General features: G+C 73.6%; 14 protein-coding genes and 1 tRNA gene. 7 read left to right on the top strand and 8 right to left on the bottom strand.

What is annotated here, in order from left to right:
* Nucleotides 1-21 precede the first annotated feature (21 nt).
* From ACILRH_RS20615 to ACILRH_RS20600, 4 genes are all read left to right on the top strand, one after another.
* A complete protein-coding gene (locus tag ACILRH_RS20615; protein ID WP_395695948.1) occupies nucleotides 22-621 on the top strand; it encodes a GNAT family N-acetyltransferase in 600 nt (199 codons plus the stop codon).
* 61 nt (nucleotides 622-682) lie between these two features.
* A complete protein-coding gene (locus ACILRH_RS20610) occupies nucleotides 683-1,561 on the top strand; it encodes a hypothetical protein (protein ID WP_395695947.1) in 879 nt (292 codons plus the stop codon).
* A 28-nt stretch (nucleotides 1,562-1,589) separates the two neighbouring features.
* On the top strand, nucleotides 1,590-2,057 hold the full coding sequence (locus tag ACILRH_RS20605) for an SRPBCC family protein (RefSeq protein WP_395695946.1): 468 nt from the start codon (nucleotides 1,590-1,592) through the stop codon (nucleotides 2,055-2,057).
* 86 nt (nucleotides 2,058-2,143) lie between these two features.
* Nucleotides 2,144-2,216, top strand: a tRNA-Ala gene (locus tag ACILRH_RS20600).
* A gap of 141 nt (nucleotides 2,217-2,357) precedes the next feature.
* Here the strand turns inward: ACILRH_RS20600 and ACILRH_RS20595 are convergent.
* The 6 genes from ACILRH_RS20595 to ACILRH_RS20570 form a co-directional block, all read right to left on the bottom strand.
* Nucleotides 2,358-2,786 carry a hypothetical protein gene (locus tag ACILRH_RS20595; protein WP_395695945.1) on the bottom strand — a complete coding sequence of 143 codons (429 nt, stop codon included), beginning with the start codon at nucleotides 2,784-2,786 and terminating at the stop codon, nucleotides 2,358-2,360.
* 101 nt (nucleotides 2,787-2,887) lie between these two features.
* Nucleotides 2,888-4,882, bottom strand: a complete 1,995-nt coding sequence (locus ACILRH_RS20590; RefSeq protein ID WP_395695944.1) for a cytochrome c oxidase assembly protein — start codon at nucleotides 4,880-4,882, stop codon at nucleotides 2,888-2,890.
* Complete coding sequence (locus ACILRH_RS20585) at nucleotides 4,879-5,478, bottom strand: copper resistance protein CopC (RefSeq protein WP_395695943.1); 600 nt, start codon at nucleotides 5,476-5,478, stop codon at nucleotides 4,879-4,881. The genes ACILRH_RS20590 and ACILRH_RS20585 overlap by 4 nt, the downstream gene beginning before the upstream one ends.
* A 21-nt stretch (nucleotides 5,479-5,499) precedes the next feature.
* Complete coding sequence (locus ACILRH_RS20580; RefSeq protein WP_395695942.1) at nucleotides 5,500-6,702, bottom strand: Dyp-type peroxidase; 1,203 nt, start codon at nucleotides 6,700-6,702, stop codon at nucleotides 5,500-5,502.
* Nucleotides 6,702-7,295, bottom strand: coding sequence for a copper chaperone PCu(A)C (locus ACILRH_RS20575; protein ID WP_395695941.1), 594 nt, complete (start codon nucleotides 7,293-7,295; stop codon nucleotides 6,702-6,704). Before ACILRH_RS20575 ends, ACILRH_RS20580 begins: the two co-directional genes overlap by 1 nt.
* Before the next feature lie 110 nt (nucleotides 7,296-7,405).
* Nucleotides 7,406-8,113: a hypothetical protein gene (locus ACILRH_RS20570; protein WP_395695940.1), complete on the bottom strand. Its 708-nt coding sequence runs from the start codon at nucleotides 8,111-8,113 to the stop codon at nucleotides 7,406-7,408.
* 191 nt (nucleotides 8,114-8,304) lie between these two features.
* On the opposite strand from ACILRH_RS20570, the gene ACILRH_RS20565 reads away from it, so the two are divergent.
* Nucleotides 8,305-9,432 (top strand): nitronate monooxygenase, encoded by a 1,128-nt coding sequence (locus ACILRH_RS20565; protein WP_395695939.1) that lies wholly within the window; start codon nucleotides 8,305-8,307, stop codon nucleotides 9,430-9,432.
* A 40-nt stretch (nucleotides 9,433-9,472) separates the two neighbouring features.
* Nucleotides 9,473-10,672: an L-2-hydroxyglutarate oxidase gene (lhgO, locus tag ACILRH_RS20560; RefSeq protein ID WP_395695938.1), complete on the top strand. Its 1,200-nt coding sequence runs from the start codon at nucleotides 9,473-9,475 to the stop codon at nucleotides 10,670-10,672.
* A gap of 1 nt (nucleotide 10,673) precedes the next feature.
* Here the strand turns inward: lhgO and ACILRH_RS20555 are convergent, their stop codons facing one another.
* The gene (locus ACILRH_RS20555) at nucleotides 10,674-10,931 is read right to left on the bottom strand and encodes a DUF3263 domain-containing protein (protein ID WP_395695937.1); all 258 of its coding nucleotides are present in this window, start codon (nucleotides 10,929-10,931) and stop codon (nucleotides 10,674-10,676) included.
* Between the two features lie 11 nt (nucleotides 10,932-10,942).
* Nucleotides 10,943-11,350 carry a PPOX class F420-dependent oxidoreductase gene (locus tag ACILRH_RS20550; RefSeq protein WP_395695936.1) on the bottom strand — a complete coding sequence of 136 codons (408 nt, stop codon included), beginning with the start codon at nucleotides 11,348-11,350 and terminating at the stop codon, nucleotides 10,943-10,945.
* A gap of 38 nt (nucleotides 11,351-11,388) precedes the next feature.
* Here ACILRH_RS20550 and ACILRH_RS20545 point away from each other — a divergent pair, with 38 nt between their 5' ends.
* Nucleotides 11,389-12,354, top strand: coding sequence for an SDR family NAD(P)-dependent oxidoreductase (locus ACILRH_RS20545; protein WP_395695935.1), 966 nt, complete (start codon nucleotides 11,389-11,391; stop codon nucleotides 12,352-12,354).
* The last annotated feature ends 166 nt before the right edge of the window (nucleotides 12,355-12,520 follow it).

Genomic DNA, 12,520 nt, shown 5'->3' with positions numbered 1-12,520 from the left:
GCGGAGCGTCGGGGGCGACCGTTGAGGGGGTGGCCGGTCCGTCTCACGGCCGGTGACATCACCGTCCGCCCGCTCACCTACTCCGACGCCGGCCCCTGGCGCGACGCGCGGCGACGCAACGCGGCGTGGCTGCGGCCCTGGGACGCGACCGTGCCGCCCGGGTCGGACACCCGGCCCTCGTCGTTCCGATCGCTGGTGTGGCGGCTGCACCGCCAGGCCCGCGCCGGGACGACGTACCCCTTCGCCGTCGACGTCGGCGGCCGGTTCGCCGGCCAGGTCACGGTCAACAACGTCGTGCGCGGCTCGGCGCAGTTCGCGTCGATCGGCTACTGGCTCGACCAGCGGTACGCCGGCCGCGGGGTGATGCCGCGTGCCGTGGCGCTCGTGATCGACCACTGCTTCACGACCGCAGGGCTGCACCGGATCGAGATCGCGATCCGGCCGGAGAACTCCAACTCCCTGCGGGTGGTGGAGAAGCTCGGCCTGCGCGAGGTCGGCTACGCCCCGAAGTACCTGCACATCGACGGTGACTGGCGCGACCACCGGCTCTACGGCGTGACGGTGGAGGAGTGCCCGGGCGGCCTGCTCGAGCGGCTGGAGTCCCAGCAGCCACACGAGTGATTTTGCGACACACCTGTGGACATCCGAGGTGGAGTGCGATAGCGCTCCTAACCTCTGACTCGTGGACCTGAGCGCACTGATCTTCGTCGCCCTCGCTGTGGCGTGGGCCGTCTACCTCGTCCCGAAGGCGCTCCGTCACCACGACGACGTCGCCCGCAGCCGGTCGGTCGAGCGGTTCTCGCACACGATGCGGGTGCTGGCCCGCCGCGAGCCGGTCAACCGCAAGAGTGCGCGCCTCGTGGTCACCCCGGGGCGGCCCGCGTCGGAGTCGCGGGTGGTGACCAAGCCCCGGCACCAGCCGGTCGAGACCCCGGTCCCGGCCCGGCAAGCCGCCGAGCAGACCGTCCAGCAGGTGGCAGAGCAGGCTCCTCCCACGCCGGCCCAGGTCCGGGCGCGACGCGCAGCGGCCAAGCGCGCGACCAAGCGCCGGCGCAACGTCCTCGCCCTCGTGCTCCTCGTCAACCTCGTCGTCGTCGGCCTGGCCGCGTTCTCGGTCGTCAGCTGGTGGTACACCGCGATCCCGGCCACGCTGCTCGTCGCCTGGCTGGCGACCTGCCGGATCATGGTCAAGGGCGAGCGCCGCGGGCTCGAGCCGACCCGTCGGCTCCCGGTCGACCCGATCGAGGAGGAGCCGGTCGAGGCTCCCGAGGACCAGGCGGCCGAGGCAGCCGAGGGCGACGACCCGATGGCCGACACCTCCGCCGGCCTCGCGGCGGTCGTCGACCCGGCCTTGTGGGACCCGGTCCCGGTCACCCTGCCGACGTACGTCGGCAAGCCGGCCGCCACCCGCCGCACGGTCCGCACGATCGACCTCGAGGGCACCGGCGTGTGGACCTCGGGCCGCAGCGAGTCCGACAGCCAGATCGCCCGCGAGGCCGACGAGGCCGAGAAGGTCGCGCGCCAGGCGCGCACCGAGGGCAAGCGCGCCACCGGTTCCTGACCGCCCGCCCGGCACCTAGGCTCGGTGCATGGCTGTCGAGCTCGCCTCCTCCCGCACCTACCCGATCGCCGTCGAGCGCGCCTTCGACGTGGTGCTGCCGACGCCGCTGCCACAGCTCTTCTCCCGGCGGTACGCCGCGATCCCGGCCGTCCGCGAGGTCCGCGACCAGCAGGGCCCCTGGGGCACGGTCGGGCAGACGCGCACGGTCCGGCTGGCCGACGGCGGCAGCATCCGCGAGACGCTGACGGTGGTCGACCGACCACGCGCGTTCCGCTACCGGCTCAGCGAGATCAGTGGGCCGATGAAGCCGCTGGTGACCGGGGTGGAGGGGCGGTGGCTCTTCGAGCCGGCCGGTGACGGCACCCGGGTCCTCTGGGGCTGGACGGTGGAGCCGCGCGGCGCCCTCGGCCGGGCGGCGATGCCGCTGTTCGCGCGGATGTGGCGCGGCTACGCGCGCCAGGCCCTCGAGGAGCTGGAGCGGGTCCTGGTGCCCTGAAACCGGGCCCTCGGGTCGATTCGATCTGCGCCTCGGCCTGGTGCTAACGTTTCCCACCGCGCCGCAAGGCGCGGCTGCAAGATCCTGGGGCTGTGGCGCAGTTGGTAGCGCGTCTCGTTCGCAATGAGAAGGTCAGGGGTTCGAATCCCCTCAGCTCCACCGACCGACCAGGAAGGCTCGTCCCGCGGACACACACGGGGCGAGCCTTCGGCCGTCCTGGCGGACTCTTCGGGATCGGCAGACCCAACCCCCGGTTGGTCCCCCTGAGCAGGACGCCGCAGCCGGTCGCTCCTGCGCCCCTCAGCTGACCTCGAGCTGGACGATGACCTTCTCCAGGGCGTGCGACTCGACGTCGACGGTGCCTGGCGTCGTGATCGGGGTCAGCTGCACGTCGGTGGTGCCCTGGTCGTACTCCAGCTCCTGCTCGGGACTGGAGTGGACGTGGATCTCCCCCGGCGCGTCGGCGGTGATGTGCAGCGTGATCGGCTGGCCGACCGCCACGTCGACGCGGTCGCCGTTCGGGGTGACGGAGTCCCCGGAGATGGTGACGTCGATGACCTTCGTCGCCGAGGACGAGCTGCTGTCGGAGCTGCCGCCGGAGCTCGAGCCGCACCCGGCCGAGCCGAGGACGGTCACGACGGCGACGGCGACGGCCGCCAGGGTGCGCCTGGCCGCGCGGCCGGCGGGACGGGATGCGGGAGGGGTGGTGCGGGTGGCAGGTGTGGACATGACCGGTCTCCTGGGTTCGATGGGGTGGGGGCGTCACGAGCGGGTGGTCGCACACCGATGAGGCGGCGACCGGCCGGCCTGGTCGTGGGACTGCGCCCGCATCAGGGGCGTCCCGACCTGCCGTCGTCGGCGTCCGCGATCCGCGCCAGCATCCGGTTGTACGCCGCCAGCTCGGCGTCCCCCTCGCGGGCCGCCTTGCGGTCGTGACGTCGGGCCTCGCGGGTGTCGCTGCGGTACCACTGGGCCACCAGCACGACCAGGACGATCACCATCGGGACCTCGCCGAGCGCCCAGGTGAGGGAGCCGCCGAGGTACTGGTCGGCGTGCAGGTCCGTGGCGTACGGCCGGTCGAGCAGGGCGTAGTAGGGCCCGCCGATGATCGTCGAGTCGTTCATCACGGCGATCGCGAAGAACGCGTGGAACGGCATCACCAGCAGGAGCAGGGCGAGCCGCGCCAGGTGGGAGGGCCGCCGCGGGACCGGGGCCTCGCCGACCAGCACCTCGAGGAAGAGGACGCCGACGATGAGGAAGTGCAGCTCCATGAAGGCGTGCCCGAGGTGGTTCTGCATGAGCGCGTCGAAGAGGCCGGAGAAGTAGATGGCATAGAGGCTGGCGACGAAGAGGACGGCGGCGACCACGGGGTGGGTGAAGAACCGCGCCGGGCGTGACCGGAGGACCCCGGCGAGCCAGTGCTTGGGTCCGCGTCCTCCGGGCACGTCGGCTCCGGGGAGCGCCCGGAGCGCGAGCGTCACCGGTGCCCCGAGGACCAGCAGGATGGGTGCGACCATCGACAGGACCATGTGTGCGGTCATGTGGGCGCTGAACATCACGTTGGCGTAGGCGCCGAGCCCGCCGACCGTCGCGTAGCCGACCAGCAGCAGTCCGGCAGCCCACGACAGGGTCCGGCCGACGGGCCAGGCCGAGCCGTGGCGACGCAGCTCGATCACCCCGACGGCGTACGCCGCGCCGCCGAGCCCGACGATGGCGAGCCCGACCCCCGACGGCGTGAGCTCGGTCAGGAAGGCGTGGACCGTCGGTGGCGGGGGGAGGGGGCCGCCGAGCAGGCTCTCGGCGACCGAGGTGTAGATCGGACCGACCGGTGGGGGCGTCCTGCTGAGCCCCACCCCCAGCCCGACGGCCGCCGACATGAGGAGGACCTCGATCCCCGTGAGGACGGCGAGGTCGGCCCATGCTGGGCGACCGGAGTCGAGCCGTCCGAGCGACGTCCGTCGGGTCCGGGCGGCGATGACGCCCAGGAGCGCCAGGATCCCGATCTTCACCAGGGCCCCACGGCCGTAGTCGCTGGTCAGGAACGCCGTCGGCGATCCGAGCCGGACCAGCGCGTTGACCACACCGGAGGCGGCGGTGACGCCGAAGCACCACAGCGCCAGGGTCGTGAACCGGTGCGCCGCCCGTGCCCGTGTCGCCGGGGTCTCGCGCAGGAACCACCACAGCGCGACCACGCCCCCGACCCACAGCGCGACCGCGACCACGTGGAGCAGGAGGCTGACGACGGCCGTGTCGTGGCTGCCGGCCGCGGCCGAGTGCCCGGTGAAGACCGGTGGCAGCAGGGCGGCGACGGCCAGCGCCAGCAGCCACGACGACTCGCGCTGGGTGAGGACGAGGCGGCTGACTGTCGCGAGGAGCAGGATCAGGACGCCCTGGACGACGAGCGCCTGACCCTGGTCGACCGTGCGCGCGAATCCCCACAGCCCGGCGGCGTCCAGGTGCCGCAGCGGCACGGCGAACTGGTCGGAGTAGGTCAGCGCGAGCGTGACCAGGGCGAGGAGCAGCCAACCCGTTGACAGCGGGCCGACGGAGCGGACGGCGCGGAAGGACCGACCCGAGAGCTCGGCGGCCGGGCCGGTCCCGGTCAGGAGCGGGACGAGCAGGGCACCGACGACGGCGATGCCGAGCGCCAGGCCGGCGTACTGCACGGCCGGCAGACCCCAGCCGGTGACGGGACCGGGGTCCGGCAGTCCGGCCGGCTCGGACTGTGGCGCGCCACCGCCGAGGACGAGCATCAGCCACAGGGCTGCGACCCCGGCCGCGCCGACGGCCCCCAGCTGCGTCAGTCGTGCCGCCCGGGTGGTCACGGTCCCGCTCGGCGGCTCAGCAGCAGCAGCAGCCCTGCGGCGGCGAAGATCCCGAGACCCACCAGGAGGCCGACCCGGCGACCCGGGCCGTCGCCGTCCGCCGCCGCGGCCGGGTCGGGCGTGGAGGTCGCGGTGCTGCTCGGCGAGGTCGGCCGACCGGTCGAGGCCGAGGGCGCCGCCGTCCCGGCGGCGCCGATCGAGAAGGTGATCTCGCCGGTCACCGGGTGACCGTCCTCGGACACGGCGCGGTAGGCCATCGTGTAGGTGCCCTCGGGCCCGTCGGTGACGGCCTGACGGACCACCGCACCATCGACCTGCGGCGGGCCGTCGGCGACCGAGGACCCGTCGGGTGCGGTCACGATGACGTACGCCGGCGACGCCATGTCCTGGTTGAACTCGAAGCTCACCTCGTCGGGGAGGGCGTCGAGGTGCTGGCCCTGGGTGGGGGTGGACCCGACCAGGGTGGCGTGGGCGGACGCCGGCGCCGGGAGCCCGATCAGCACGAGCGCGGCGAGCGCGGTGAGTGCGGTGAGTGCGGTGGCGACGCGTCGCGGCAGACCGGTCACGCCGGCGTCGCTCCCGTCCTTCGTGGCCATCTGTGCTCCTTCCTGCGCACGTCAGCTGCCGAGCAGTCGTTGGCCGACGTACTTGCCCTCGGCAGCGCCGGGGGGCACGGCGTAGACCGCCGAGCCGATGGTCGTGACCCACTGGTTGAGCCGGTCCAGCTCGGCGAGCCGCCGCTGGACCGGGACGAACTGACGGTCGACGTCGGCGGCGAACGCGATGAAGACGAGCCCGCTGTCCTCGCCGGTGGGCTGGGTCGGGTCGGGCACGGTGTAGTTGTACGGCCGGCGCAGGAACCGCTCACGCGAGTCGCGTGAGTGGGCCCGGGCGACGTGGCTGGCCGGGTCGATCACCGGGAAGCCCAGCGGGTCCTTCGCGGCGAAGTCGGGCTGGTCGTGCTCGGCGTTCCCGGTCAGTGGTGCACCGTTGTCCAGGCGACGTCCGATCACCGCCTCCCGCCCGCTACGGTCGACCCTGTCCCAGGCCGCCATCCGGGCGCGGATCCGGCGCACGACCATGACGGTGCCGCCCTCGAAGCCGGGTCGGTCCGACCAGATGAGGCCGTCGAAGTCCGCGTCGGTCTCCTGGGGGTTGGCCGTCCCGTCGACCTGGCCCAGCACGTTGCGGGTCGAGGTGCCGTCGGGCACGGTCCCGCGCGCGTACCGGAAGCCGTCCTGGATCCACCGGACCCGCCCGAAGCCGGCCAGGTCCTTGGAGATCATCCGTCGGGCGTGGGCGACGGCCAGCGGGTCGTCGGAGCAGACCTGCACGGCGAGATCGGTCTGACCCCAGGCCGGCTCGAGCGCGTCGGTGCTGAACGCCGGTAGTGGGGCGACGTGGTCGGGCAGCAGGCGAGGCCCGAACCCGAACGTCACGGTCAGGCGTGCCGGGTGGGCCGCCAGCTCGGGCTCGGTGTCCGCCAGGGCCGGCGCCGCTCGTGTCAGTCGAGCGGCGTCGTCGCTGATCAGGCTCATCAGCCGCCCCACGGCCTCGGTCCCGGTCGCGGGGGAGAGGTCGATGCCGAGCAGGCTGAGGTGGGCCTGCGGCGGGGTGGTCACGCCGGCCTGGTGGAGTCCGTGGAAGGGGACCGTCTGGTTCCCCGGCGGCACGCCGACGCCGGCCGACGCCGGTGGACTCGCGTCGGCGGTCGGCTGGACGACGGTGGCCGCCGTCCAGCCGACGCCGGCGCCCCCGAGGGCGACGGCGCCGGTCTGGAGCAGCTGACGCCGACCCCAACGACGGGGGGCGTCCGGCATCACATGCCTCCCGACGGGCTCTCGCTCGAGCCCATGTCCATGCCGCCCATGTCGCCGCCGGTGTCGTCGCCGTGCTGGTACTTCTCGTCGGCGCCGGTGAACTTCTTCGCCACCGCGGTGAAGGTCATGGTGCTGCCGTCGTCCAAGGTGAGGGTGAACGTCGCCTCCTGGCCCGGCTCCAGGGCATGGTCGAGCTTCATCACCATCAGGTGGTCACCGCCGGGTGCGAGCTCGTGCTCGCCACCGGCCGGCACCACGAAGCCGTCCTTCTTGGGCTGCATCGCCATGGTGCCGTCGGAGTTCTGCACGGTCTCGTGCAGCTCCATGGTGTCGGTGATGTCGCTGGTCGCGGACACCACGGTGACGTCCTGGTCGCTCGCGTTGACCAGGGTCCCGAAGGCAGCCGTCATGCCGCTGGGTGCGGCCATGACCCACGGGTCGGTGATGGTCAGGGAGGTCGCCTGGGTGCTGGCCGAGCTGGTCGGCGCGGCGTCCGTCGCGGTCCCGCCGGCGGAGTCGGATGCCCCACACGCGCCGAGGGTGGCGGCGAGGAGCGCGGCTCCCGCGGCTGCGGAGAGTCGTGAGATGAGCATGCTGAAGTCCTGTCTGGGTGTCGGTGGTCGGGCAGGTGCCCGCGGAGCGGTCGACCGCACCACCGATCACCCGCGACGTCGGACGACGGCGGGACGGGGGACTGGTGCGGTCAGGCGGCGAGCGCCGGAGGACCGCGACGGGCGGCCGGACGGCTCTGCCGCAGCGCGACCGGCACGAAAGCGCGAGCGACGGGGGCCGGAGCGGCGACCGTCGTGGCCACCGGGACCGGCGCGAGAGCCCACGTCGCCGCGAGGACGCGACTGCCCGTCAGGGCGAGGAGCTCCCACAGGCATCGCTCACCGTGCGCGAGCCAGAGGCCGACGAGTGCGGCGGCCAGGAGGTGGGCGGCCATCATCGGCGCGTGGGCCGACATGTCGTTGATCAGGTGCCCCACGGGCAGGGTCACGGCCGCCGAGCCCGTCGCGTGACCCGACATCCCCTGGTAGGCGTCCTGCAGGGAGCCGACGCGGTGCCCGTCCACGACGGGGAGTGCGCGCGGTCCGGTGGCGGGCGCCAGAGGTGGGGTGCTCGTCGTACCGAGGCCAGGGTCGCCGCGGTGTCCGGCGGTGACCGTGAGCGCGAGGTGGATGGCGGTCTGTCCGCTGACCAGCAGCGCGACCAGGCGTACGCGACCGGCCGGACGGTTGAGGACGGAGGCGGAGAGGATCACCGACATTCCGAGGAGCGCGAGCAGCAGCCACCGGCCCGGGAGGAGCCCGTCGGCCGTGACGTGGCCGACGACGCCGAACCCGAAGGCGAGGCCGCCCGCGAAGAGCGCGCGCGGCCACAGCAGCCACGGGTCCACGCGCTTCTCCACGCCCGGAGTCTCCCATGGTCCCATCGGCGACGGAGGCGACGGTCGGGTCCCGGTCACGGTCGCAAGCCGGGTCCACCACCGGGTGCGGCGTGGTCCACGCGGTCGGCCCGGGTCGTGGGCCACGCTGGCGTGACCTGTCCCGATGAAGTAGAACAGGTTCTAACTCCGCCGTCTCCGTGAGGACATCCGCCATGCGCACCGCTATCTGTGACGAGCTCGGGATCGAGTTCCCGATCTTCGCGTTCACCCACTGCCGCGACGTCGTCGTCGCCGTGAGCAAGGCGGGCGGCTACGGCGTGCTCGGGGCGGTCGGGTTCACGCCCGAGCAGCTCGAGATCGAGCTGCAGTGGATCGACGAGCACATCGGGGACCACCCGTACGGCGTCGACATCGTCATCCCCAACAAGTACGAGGGCATGGACGCGAACATGTCGGGCGAGGAGCTCGCCGAGATGCTCCGCTCGATGGTGCCGAAGGAGCACCTGGAGTTCGGGCGCAAGCTGCTCGTCGACCACGGCGTCCCGGTCGAGGAGGGCGACGACAACGCGCTGCAGCTGCTCGGCTGGACCGAGGCGACCGCGACACCCCAGGTCGACGTGGCGCTCCGGCACCCGAAGGTCACCATGATCGCCAACGCGCTGGGCACCCCGCCGGCCGACATGATCGACCGCATCCACGAGGCCGGGCTCAAGGTGGCCGCGCTGTGCGGGTCGCCGTACCAGGCCCGCAAGCACGTCGACGCCGGTGTGGACATCGTCATCGCGCAGGGCGGTGAGGGGGGCGGGCACTGCGGCGAGGTCGGGTCGATCGTGCTGTGGCCCCAGGTCGTCACGGAGGTCGCGCCGGTGCCGGTGCTCGCCGCGGGCGGGATCGGCAGCGGCCAGCAGATCGCGGCCGCGCTCGCCCTGGGCTGCCAGGGCGCCTGGACCGGCTCGCAGTGGTTGATGGTCGAGGAGTCGAGCAACACCCCGGTCCAGCAGCAGGCCTACGCCGACGCGACCAGCCGCGACACCGTGCGCAGCCGCTCCTTCACGGGCAAGCCGGCCCGGATGCTGCGCAACGACTGGACCGAGGCCTGGGAGACGCCCGGCAACCCCGAGCCGCTCGGCATGCCACTGCAGTACATGGTCTCCGGCATGGCCGTGGCCGCCACCAGCAAGTACCCCGACCAGACCGTCGACGTCGCCTTCAACCCGGTCGGCCAGGTGGTCGGCCAGCTCACCAAGGTCGAGAAGACGTCGACCGTCATCGAGCGCTGGGTGCGCGAGTACCTGGAGGCCTGCGGGCGGCTCGACGAGCTGAACGAGGCAGCGGGCTAGGCCGAGCCGGGCACGTCGCCCACCTGGCAGGATCGGCGGTGTGGGCGAGGAGACGGTCGGCGTCGTCGGCGGCGGGATCGTCGGGCTCGCCGTCGCCCGCGAGCTGACCCGGCGGCGGCCGGGCACCCGGGTGCTCGTCCTCGAGCGGGAGGACCGGGTGGCCGCGCACCAGACCGGCCACAACTCCGGGGTGGTCCACGCCGGCATCTACTACCGCCCGGGCAGCCTCAAGGCGCAGCTGTGCACGCGCGGCCGCGGGTTGCTGCGCGACTACTGCGCCGAGCACGCCCTGCCGTACGACGAGTGCGGCAAGCTCGTCGTCGCCGTCGGCCACGACGAGCTCGGACGCTTCGACGCGCTCGAGGCGACCGCCCGCGAGAACGGCGTCCCGGGGCTGCGCCGCGTCGAGGGCACTGACATCGCCGCGATCGAGCCGCACGCGGTCGGCGTGGCCGCGTTGCACTCGCCGCACACCGCGATCACCGACTACGTCGCGGTCGCCGAGCGGCTCGCCCAGGACGTGCGCGACGCCGGCGGCAGCGTGCTGCTGTCGACACCGGTCACCGGGGTCGAGCGGCGCGCGTCGGGCATCGACGTCGTCTCGGGGGCGACCCGGCACCGGGTCGACCGCCTCGTGCTCTGCGGCGGCCTGGAGTCCGACCGGCTCGGCGTGCTGGCCGGCGGCACCCCGGCGCCCCGGATCGTGCCGTTCCGCGGCGAGTACCTCGCCGTCGTACCCGAGAAGGCGGACTGGGTGCGGGGGATGGTCTACCCGGTGCCGGACCCGCGCTACCCGTTCCTCGGCGTGCACTTCACCCGACGCGTCGACGGGTCCCTCGAGATCGGCCCCAACGCCTTCCTGGCGCTCAGCCGCCGGTCCTACGGCCGGGCGTCGGTGCGGCCGCGCGACGTCGCGGAGACCCTGGCGTGGCCCGGGTTCTGGCGGTTCTCGGCCCGGCACTGGCGCACCGGTCTCGACGAGCTGCGCGGGGTGCTGTCCGTGCCGGCCTACCTGCGCTCGGCGCAGCGCTACGTGCCCGGCATCGGGCTCGCCGACGTACGCCGCCGCGGGCTCGGCCTGCGCGCCCAGGCGATGGCGCGGGACGGCTCGCTGGTCGACGACTTCGTGATCGACCAGCTCGACGGCGTCACCAGCGTCCGCAACGCCCCGTCACCGGCGGCCACCTCGAGCCTCGCGATCGCCGAGCACGTGGTGGACCGGGTGCTCGTGGGTGACTGAGTCAGGAGGCGTTGCTGCGGCGCTCGCTGCGCCCCTGGGTTCGTGCAGCGCGCTGCCGGCGCAACCGGCGGACCAGGCGTGGCGCGTGCTCCTCGGCCGCCGGCTCGTCGATGAGCCGGCTGAGGTGGCGGTGGTAGTCCGACGGGGTCAGGTCGAAGAGCTCGCGGACCGCGGAGTCCTTCGCGCCGACGTGGGTGACCCACTCCTGCTCGAACGCGAGGATCTCGCGGTCGAGGTCGGACAGCTCGTCGTCGGGCACGGGGACGATCCTCACACGAGGCCGCTGGACGTCAGGAACCGGTCCACCTCGATCCGCAGCGCCACGCGCTCGGGGTTCGGACGCGGCTGCTTGTAGCGCAGCGCGTACTGCTCCTCGGCCCGGCGCACGGACCCCGCGTCCGCCAGCACGGTCGCGCGGCCCTCCAGGGTCGACCAGTGCCGACCCTCGACCTGGCAGGCGGCGACCCGGGTGTCGCGGCCGAGGTCGCGCGCCTTCTGCGAGCCGCGCGACGTGATCACCCAAGCGCAGTGCTCCTCGTGGTCGAGCACGACCCCGACGGGCACGACGTGCGGGCTGCCGTCGGCGCGCAGCGTGGTGAGCGTGCACAGCCGCCGCTCGGTCCAGAAGTCCAGCAGGGCCTGGGGAAACTCGCCCCAGCCCGGTCGCCACGAGGTCACGGGCACCATGCTGGCACGGGAGCGGTAGCGTCGGAGACATGCCGCTCCTCGCGTCGCTGGGATCCGCCGTCGGCTCCGCGGTCGACACCGTCATGGACCGCACCGTCGTGCCGGGCTACACCCGCATCGGTCCGGCCGTGCGCCGGCACCTGCCGACCTGGCCGGCCGACCCGCCGCCGGAGGCGCTGGCGGGCGCGCGGGTGCTGGTGACCGGAGCGAGCAGCGGCCTCGGCGTGGCGACCGCCGAGGGGCTGGCGGCGCTGGGTGCCGAGGTGGTGCTCGTCGTGCGCGACACCGACAAGGCGGCCAGGGTCGTGCGGCAGCTGCAGGGGCGCAACCCGCTGGCCCGCCTCGACGTCGCGCGCTGCGACGTGGCCGACCTCGACGACGTACGGCGCTTCGCGGCGACCGTCGACGAGCACGTCGACGTGCTCGTGCACAACGCCGGGGCGATGCCGCCCGAGCGCACCGAGTCGCCGCAGGGGCACGAGATGACGATGGCGCTGCACGTGCTCGGGCCGGTCCTGATGACCGAGCTGCTCGCGCCGCACCTGGACGACGGGCGCGTCGTGCTGGTGACCTCGGGCGGGATGCACGCCCAGCGGCTGCGCGACGACGACCCGGAGTACCTCGTCGGGGACTACTCGCCGACCACCGCCTACGCCCGCAGCAAGCGCGCCCAGGTCGAGCTGCTGCCGATCCTCCAGCGGCGCTGGGGTGCCCGCGGTGTGACCGTGCACGCGACGCACCCGGGGTGGGCGGACACCCCCGGCGTCGCCGACTCCCTCCCGACCTTCCGCCGGGTCACCGGGCCGCTGCTGCGCGACGCCGCCGGCGGCGCGGACACGACCGTCTGGCTGGCGGCCACCCAGCCGCCGCCAGAGGGCGGCCGGCTCTGGCACGACCGCCGCCCGCGGCCGACGCACCTGCTGCCGCGGACCCGCACCGGCGACGCCGAGCGGCAGCGGCTGTGGGCGTGGGTGGTCGCGCAGACGGAGATCTGACGGTCGCTGGTCCCACCGGTGACTCCTGGGACGACGACCGGTCGAGGTGCCGATTCCGTTCAATTGTTGGGAGAAGTCCCCTGATCGCGCGTCCGCCGGGGACTTCTGCCGACAATTGAACGCCCACGCGCGCCTGACCGCGGTCTCGATACCCCGGTCGCGGGCT

This window comes from Nocardioides sp., assembly GCF_044226765.1.
Classification (GTDB): Bacteria; Actinomycetota; Actinomycetes; order Propionibacteriales; family Nocardioidaceae; genus Nocardioides.
The sequence above is the reverse complement of the archived record's forward strand: the minus strand, read 5'-3'. Positions and strand labels throughout refer to the sequence as shown.

Bases quoted from the DNA above. Each gene is read 5' to 3' on its own strand.
- ACILRH_RS20580 (WP_395695942.1), bottom strand. From the start codon at position 6,702: ATGCCGGACGCCCCCCGTCGTTGGGGTCGGCGTCAGCTGCTCCAGACC.
- ACILRH_RS20595 (WP_395695945.1), bottom strand. From the start codon at position 2,786: ATGTCCACACCTGCCACCCGCACCACCCCTCCCGCATCCCGTCCCGCC.
- ACILRH_RS20605 (WP_395695946.1), top strand. From the start codon at position 1,590: ATGGCTGTCGAGCTCGCCTCCTCCCGCACCTACCCGATCGCCGTCGAG.
- ACILRH_RS20575 (WP_395695941.1), bottom strand. From the start codon at position 7,295: ATGCTCATCTCACGACTCTCCGCAGCCGCGGGAGCCGCGCTCCTCGCC.
- ACILRH_RS20545 (WP_395695935.1), top strand. From the start codon at position 11,389: ATGCCGCTCCTCGCGTCGCTGGGATCCGCCGTCGGCTCCGCGGTCGAC.
- ACILRH_RS20565 (WP_395695939.1), top strand. From the start codon at position 8,305: ATGCGCACCGCTATCTGTGACGAGCTCGGGATCGAGTTCCCGATCTTC.
- ACILRH_RS20585 (WP_395695943.1), bottom strand. From the start codon at position 5,478: ATGGCCACGAAGGACGGGAGCGACGCCGGCGTGACCGGTCTGCCGCGA.